The sequence below is a fragment of the Variovorax sp. 20P10.2.4 genome, from assembly GCF_058244205.1.
In genome coordinates this window covers 1-6177 of record NZ_JBZAYE010000443.1, presented here as the reverse complement: position 1 = coordinate 6177, position 6177 = coordinate 1, and the positions used below count along the sequence as shown (strand labels likewise).

General features: G+C 69.8%; 6 protein-coding genes. 3 read left to right on the top strand and 3 right to left on the bottom strand.

The features are described 5' to 3' along the window. Positions 1-228: 228 nt before the first annotated feature. Positions 229-705 (bottom strand): hypothetical protein, encoded by a 477-nt coding sequence (locus tag AC27VN_RS29715; RefSeq protein WP_490878869.1) that lies wholly within the window; start codon positions 703-705, stop codon positions 229-231. Between the two features lie 211 nt (positions 706-916). Here AC27VN_RS29715 and AC27VN_RS29710 point away from each other — a divergent pair, with 211 nt between their 5' ends. Further along, positions 917-1333: an SH3 domain-containing protein gene (locus AC27VN_RS29710; RefSeq protein WP_296794242.1), complete on the top strand. Its 417-nt coding sequence runs from the start codon at positions 917-919 to the stop codon at positions 1331-1333. A gap of 15 nt (positions 1334-1348) precedes the next feature. Here AC27VN_RS29710 and glpK read toward each other — a convergent pair whose 3' ends face one another. Continuing rightward, positions 1349-2848: a glycerol kinase GlpK gene (gene glpK / locus AC27VN_RS29705; protein ID WP_490878868.1), complete on the bottom strand. Its 1500-nt coding sequence runs from the start codon at positions 2846-2848 to the stop codon at positions 1349-1351. 7 nt (positions 2849-2855) lie between these two features. Next, entirely contained in the window at positions 2856-3641 is a 786-nt protein-coding gene (locus tag AC27VN_RS29700) for a DeoR/GlpR family DNA-binding transcription regulator (RefSeq protein WP_093354748.1), read from the bottom strand. A gap of 157 nt (positions 3642-3798) precedes the next feature. Between AC27VN_RS29700 and glpD the strand changes: the two genes are divergently transcribed. Continuing rightward, positions 3799-5493, top strand: coding sequence for a glycerol-3-phosphate dehydrogenase (gene glpD / locus AC27VN_RS29695; protein WP_490878867.1), 1695 nt, complete (start codon positions 3799-3801; stop codon positions 5491-5493). Beyond that, positions 5493-6177, top strand: a 685-nt coding sequence (locus AC27VN_RS29690; RefSeq protein WP_490878866.1) for an ABC transporter ATP-binding protein, incomplete at its 3' end; no start/stop codon positions are given. The genes glpD and AC27VN_RS29690, both read left to right, overlap by 1 nt.

The window sequence follows — 6177 nt, the reverse complement described above, 5'->3', positions numbered from 1 at the left end:
ACCGCGAGCAGGGTGGCGGCCACCACGCCGCAGGCGAGCAGGCCGTTGCTGCGCGCGGTATCGGGGGAGGGAATGGCCGGCGCCTGGAGCAGGTCGGGGGCTTGGGCGGGCGGCTGGGTCAAGCGGGGCAGACGAAGGATGGGTCGCGGGCGGATTCTGCCGCTCCGCGCCGGCGTCGCCGGCAGTGCCCTCGCCGCCCGCGAGGACTTCGCCGGCCCCCGAGGAAGGCTACGCGGCCGCGGCGCCCTCGCTGATCTCGCGGCAGTTCATCTGCAATTGCTGGAAGTGCGAGCGCCAGGCGACCGCATCGATCCAGCGATCGAGGTCGAGCTTGAGCCGGACCTCGCGCTCGCCGTCGTCCAGGTGCTGCGCGAGCTTCACGCGCAGGCCGCTGCCGGTAGGCTGGGTGGCGATCTCCACGCTGGTCTCGAGCAGCGGGATCACGATGCGCTGGACCTGGCCGGCCTCGCGGCGCTTCTTGAGCACCACGTGGCAGTCGTCCTGGCTCACGAGCTTGCGGTGCACGGTGCCGCTCGCGGTCGCGCCGAGCGCGAGGTAGCCGTTGAGGGCGCGCAGATGCTGGTCGCCCGTCATGTGGCGCACGTTCGGCGCATCCTCGCTCGGGTAGCCGTCGGTGCAGCCCGACACGAGCAGGCCAAGGGCGAGCAGCGCGGCCGTGGCGGCCCATGCAAGGGGGCGCGGCACTCGCCGCGCACGGTCGTTTCGATGATTCCTGGGAGGCGGAGGCATCGCGCAAGTATCGACCAGCCATCGATCGGTCGCGGAACTTCTGCGGCGCACGCGGCCCAGAAAGGCTCGCGCCGGCCTCGCCGGCCCTCTGGAAAACCCTTGCGCTCGAGAAAGGAAACCCTCCTCCATGAACGGATTCAGCCGACTGCCCGCACTCCTCCTCGTCATGACCCTGCTGCTCGTCTCGGCCCCGGCCGCATGGGCGCGCGAGATGGTCAGCTCCGCGGTCAAGACGCTCAATCTGCGCAGCGGACCGGGCGTGGGCAACCCCGCGCACTGGACCGTGACGCACGGCTATCCGTTCCAGGTGCTCCAGCGCAAGGGCGACTGGCTGCAGGTGCGCGACTTCGAGGGCGACCGCGCCTGGGTCTATCGCTCGATGACCAACAAGGTGCCGCACCGCGTGGTGAAGGCGCAGGTGGCGAACCTGCGGCGCGCGCCGGGCGCGCGCAGCCCGATCGTGAAGAAGGCCGGCTATGGCGACGTGCTGCGCACGCTCGAGCGGCGCGGCAAGTGGACCAAGGTGCGCCACGAGGGCGGCGCGGTCGGCTGGGTGTCGACCAGCCTCACCTGGGGCTGGTAAGCCCGGCCCAGGCGCTCAGGCCTGCGTGGCCTGGCGCACCGCGCGCTCCCAGCGCGCCATCGATTCCTCGGCCTGCGCGCGGCCCATGGTGGGCATGAAGCGGCGCTCCACCTTCCACAGCTTTGAGAGCTGGCCGACGTCGTTGTAGACGCCGGTCGACAGTCCCGCCAGGTAGGCCGCGCCGAGCGCGGTGGTCTCGACCACCTCGGGTCGCACCACCGGGATGCCCAGCAGGTCGGCCTGGAACTGCATCAGCAGGTCGTTCACGCTGGCGCCGCCATCGACGCGCAGCTCGGCCACCGGCTTGCCGCCCGCGGCCACCGCGTCGCGGCTCATGGCCTGCAGCAGCGCGGCGCTCTGGTAGGCGATGCTCTCGAGCGCGGCGCGCGCGATGTGGGCCACGGTGGTGCCGCGCGTGAGGCCGGTGATGGTGCCGCGCGCGTCGGCGTTCCAGTAGGGCGCGCCCAGGCCGGTGAAGGCCGGCACCATCATCACGCCGCCCGCGTCGGGCACGCTCTCGGCCAGCGACTGCACCTCGGCGCTGCCCTTGATCGCCTTGAGGCCGTCGCGCAGCCACTGCACCACGGCGCCGCCGACGAACACGCTGCCTTCCATCGCGTACTGCGGCTGCGTGCCGGTCTGCGCCGCGCTGGTCACGAGCAGGCCGTTGCTCGAGGGCTGGAAGGCCTCGCCCGTGTGCATCAGCAGGAAGCAGCCGGTGCCGTAGGTGTTCTTGGCCATGCCGGCCTCGAAGCAGGCCTGGCCGAACAGCGCGCTCTGCTGGTCGCCGGCCACGCCGCCCACCGGCAGCGAGCGGCCCAGCAGCGCGGAGTCGGTGTCGACGAAGTGCGAGGCCGAGGGCTGCACCGCCGGCATCAGCGCGGCGGGGATGTGCAGCGCCGCCAGCAGCTCGGCATCCCATTCGTTGCGATGCACGTTGAACAGCATGGTGCGCGAGGCATTGCTCACGTCGGTCACGTGCTCGCGTCCGCCCGTGAGCTGCCACATCAGCCAGCTGTCGATGGTGCCGAAGGCGAGCTCGCCGCGCTCGGCCTGCTCGCGGGCGCCGGGCACGTTGTCGAGCAGCCAGCGCAGCTTGGTGCCCGAGAAGTAGGCATCGATCACGAGGCCGGTCTTCTCGCGGATGGTGTCGGCCAGGCCCTCCTCGCGCAGCTGGGCGCACAGCGGCTCGGCGCGCCGGTCCTGCCACACGATCGCGTGATGCACCGGCTTGCCCGTCTTGCGGTTCCACAGCACGGTGGTCTCGCGCTGGTTGGTGATGCCGATCGCATGGATGTCCTCGGGCCGCAGCTTCGCCTTGGCGATGACCTCGCGCGCGGTCGCGAGCTGGCTGTCCCAGATCTCGAGCGGATCGTGCTCGACCCAGCCCGGCTGCGGATAGATCTGTTTGAGTTCCTTCTGCGCGATGGCCACCACGTGGCCGCCGCGGTCGAACACGATGCTGCGCGAGCTGGAGGTGCCCTGGTCGAGGGCGAGCAGGTAGGTGGTCGTCATGCGGGAGTCATTCCTTCGGGGTCTGATGGGGCCGGGCGATCTCGAGCCGCACCTGCGCGTCGCGCAGCAGCGTCGGGAAGGGATCGGGCGGTTCCGCATCGGTGAAGAGGCGGTCGATCTGAGACAGGGTACCGAGCTGGATCATCGCGGGGCGGTTGAACTTGCTCGCGTCGGCCGCGAGCCAGACCTCGCGCGCCTGCGCGATGATGGTCTGCGCCACCTTCACCTCGCGCAGGTCGAAGTCGCGCAGCGAGCCGTCGGACTCGATGCTCGACACGCCGATCAGCGCGATGTCGACCTTGAACTGCCGGATGAAATCGATCGTGGCCTCGCCCACGACGGCGCGGTCGCGCGCGCGCACCGAGCCGCCCGCCACGATCACCTCGCACTGGCTGTTGCCGCTCAGGATGGTCGCCACGTTCAGGTTGTTGGTGATCACGCGCAGGCCGCTGTGGCGCATCAGCGCCTTCGCGATCGCCTCGGTCGTGGTGCCGATGTTGAGGATCAGCGAGCAGTCGTTCGGCACCAGTTCGGCCACGCGCCGCGCGATGCGCGCCTTGCCGTCGGCATGCAGCGTCTCGCGCTGCTGGTAGCCGATGTTCTCGGTGGTCGAGCTCGGCACGCGCACGCCGCCGTGGAAGCGGGTCAGGAGGCCTTCGTCGGCCAGCCGCTGCACGTCGCGCCGCACGGTCTGCAGGGTCACGCCGAGCATGTCGGCGAGCTGTTCGACCGTGACCGAGCCGCGCGCACGCACGGTGTCGAGGAGATTGATCTGGCGAGGGTTGGAATTCACTGAGTGGGGGCGAAAACGAATGAAAGTAAGCCGAGAGTACGCAAAAAAACGCGCTTGGAACGGTGGCGCGGCATCGGGTACGTCACTTTATAGAACGAAAAAAAACGAACATTCATCAGGGAAAACTCGGAGGAAAATCGCGCCATAAGGAACTCAAATGAAAAAAACCGAAAATACAATGGCCGCCTTCGGTGACTTTGGTCACGCATCGAAACAACAAGAGACGGGCGAAAGGACGGGTGGCATTCCAGTGAGCGATCTCTCCCAGAATCCGCCGGCACCGGCCACCGACTGCGATGTGCTGATCGTCGGCGGCGGCATCAATGGCTGCGGCATCGCGCGCGATCTCGCGGGCCGCGGCTGGCGCGTGGTGCTGTGCGAGAAGGACGATCTCGCTTCCCATACCTCGTCTTCTTCCACCAAGCTGATCCACGGCGGGCTGCGCTACCTCGAGTACTACGAGTTCTCGCTGGTGCGCAAGGCGCTGCAGGAGCGCGAGGTGCTGCTCAAGAGCGCGCCGCACATCATGTGGCCGCTGCGCTTCGTGATGCCGCACGACCCCTCGATGCGCCCGGCCTGGATGATCCGCATCGGCCTGTTCCTCTACGACCACCTCGCCAAACGCGAGGTACTGCCGGCCTCGCGCGGCGTGGACCTGCGCACCCATGCCGCGGGCGCGCCGCTCAAGCCGCAGTTCAAGCGCGGCTTCGTCTATTCGGACGGCTGGGTCGACGACGCGCGGCTGGTGGTGCTCAACGCGCTCGATGCGCGCGCACGCGGCGCCGAGGTGCTCACGCGCACCCGCTGCGTGCATGCGCGGCGCGAGGCCGACGGCTGGACCGCGGTGCTCGAGGGCCCCGACGGCACGCACCGAACGGTGCGCGCCCGCGCGGTCGTGAATGCGGCCGGGCCCTGGGCCGAATCCTTCCTGCGCGGCGTGGCGAAGCCCGCCAACGGCGAGGCACTGGCCACCAAGAGCCTGCGGCTCGTGAAGGGCAGCCACATCGTGGTGCCGCGCGTGTTCGCGCACGACCATGCCTACATCTTCCAGAACCCCGACAAGCGGATCATCTTCGCGATCCCCTACCAGGACGACTTCACGCTGATCGGCACCACCGACATCGAGCTGCATGGCGACGACCCGGGCGCGGCGCGCATCGCCGACGAGGAGGTCGAGTACCTCTGCACCCAGGCCAGCCGCTATTTCGAGAAGCCGATCGCGCCGAGCGACGTGGTGTGGACCTACTCGGGCGTGCGCCCGCTGCTCGACGATGCCTCGGGCGATCCGTCGGCGGTCACGCGCGACTACATGCTCGAGTCGAACACCGCCGCCGCGCCGCTGCTGTCGGTGTGGGGCGGCAAGATCACCACCTTCCGCAAGCTGGCCGAGGACGCCGCCGACGAGGTCGGCCGCATGCTGGGCCAGCCGAACAGCCAGCGCCCGGCCTGGACCGAGGGCGCCTTCCTCGCGGGCGGTGACCTGTCGGCCTGGATCGGCGCGGCGCAGCGGCCCGACGGCGACTTCGAACGCTTCCTGGCCGCCGTGCAGCAGCGCTACGGCTGGCTCGACGCCAAGCTCGCGCGCCGGCTCGCGCGTGCCTACGGCGCGCGCATCGGCGAGCTGCTCGGCGATGCCGCATCGATGGCCGACCTCGGCGCCGAGGTGGCGCCCGGCCTGCACGAGCGCGAGCTGCGCTTCCTGCAGCGCGACGAATGGGTGGTGAGCGCCGACGACGTGCTGTGGCGCCGCTCCAAGCTCGGGCTGCGCTACACGCCGCAGCAGCGCCGGCAGGTGGCCGACTGGCTGGACGCGCGGCAGGAGATTCCGGCAATGCAAGGGAGGGAAGGCTGATGCAGCTGTCACTGGAGCGCGTGACCAAGAAGGTCGGCGCGCAAACCTGGCTCTACGAGCAGAGCATCGCGCCCAAGAGCGGCGCGGTGACCGTGCTGCTCGGCGCCACGCAGGCCGGCAAGACCAGCCTGATGCGGCTGATGGCCGGCCTCGACACGCCCACCGAGGGCCGGGTGCTGGTCGACGGCCAGGACGTCACCGGCATGCCGGTGCGCGAACGCAACGTGGCGATGGTCTACCAGCAGTTCATCAACTACCCCTCGCTGAAGGTGGCCGACAACATCGCCTCGCCGCTCAAGCTGCGCGGCGAATCGAACATCGACGCGCGCGTGCGCGCGCTGGCCGACAAGCTGTCCATCGGCATGTTCCTCGACCGCTATCCGCAGGAGCTCTCGGGTGGCCAGCAGCAGCGCGTGGCGCTGGCGCGCGCGCTGGCCAAGAACGCGCCGCTGATGCTGCTCGACGAGCCGCTGGTGAACCTCGACTACAAGCTGCGCGAAGGCCTGCGCGAGGAACTCACGCAACTGTTCGCGGCCGGCGACTCGACCGTGATCTACGCCACCACCGAGCCCGGCGAGGCGCTGCTGCTCGGCGGCCATACCGCGGTGATGGATGCCGGCGAGCTGCTGCAGTACGGCCCGACCGCGGAGGTGTTCCATGCGCCGCAGTCGCTGCGCGTGGCGC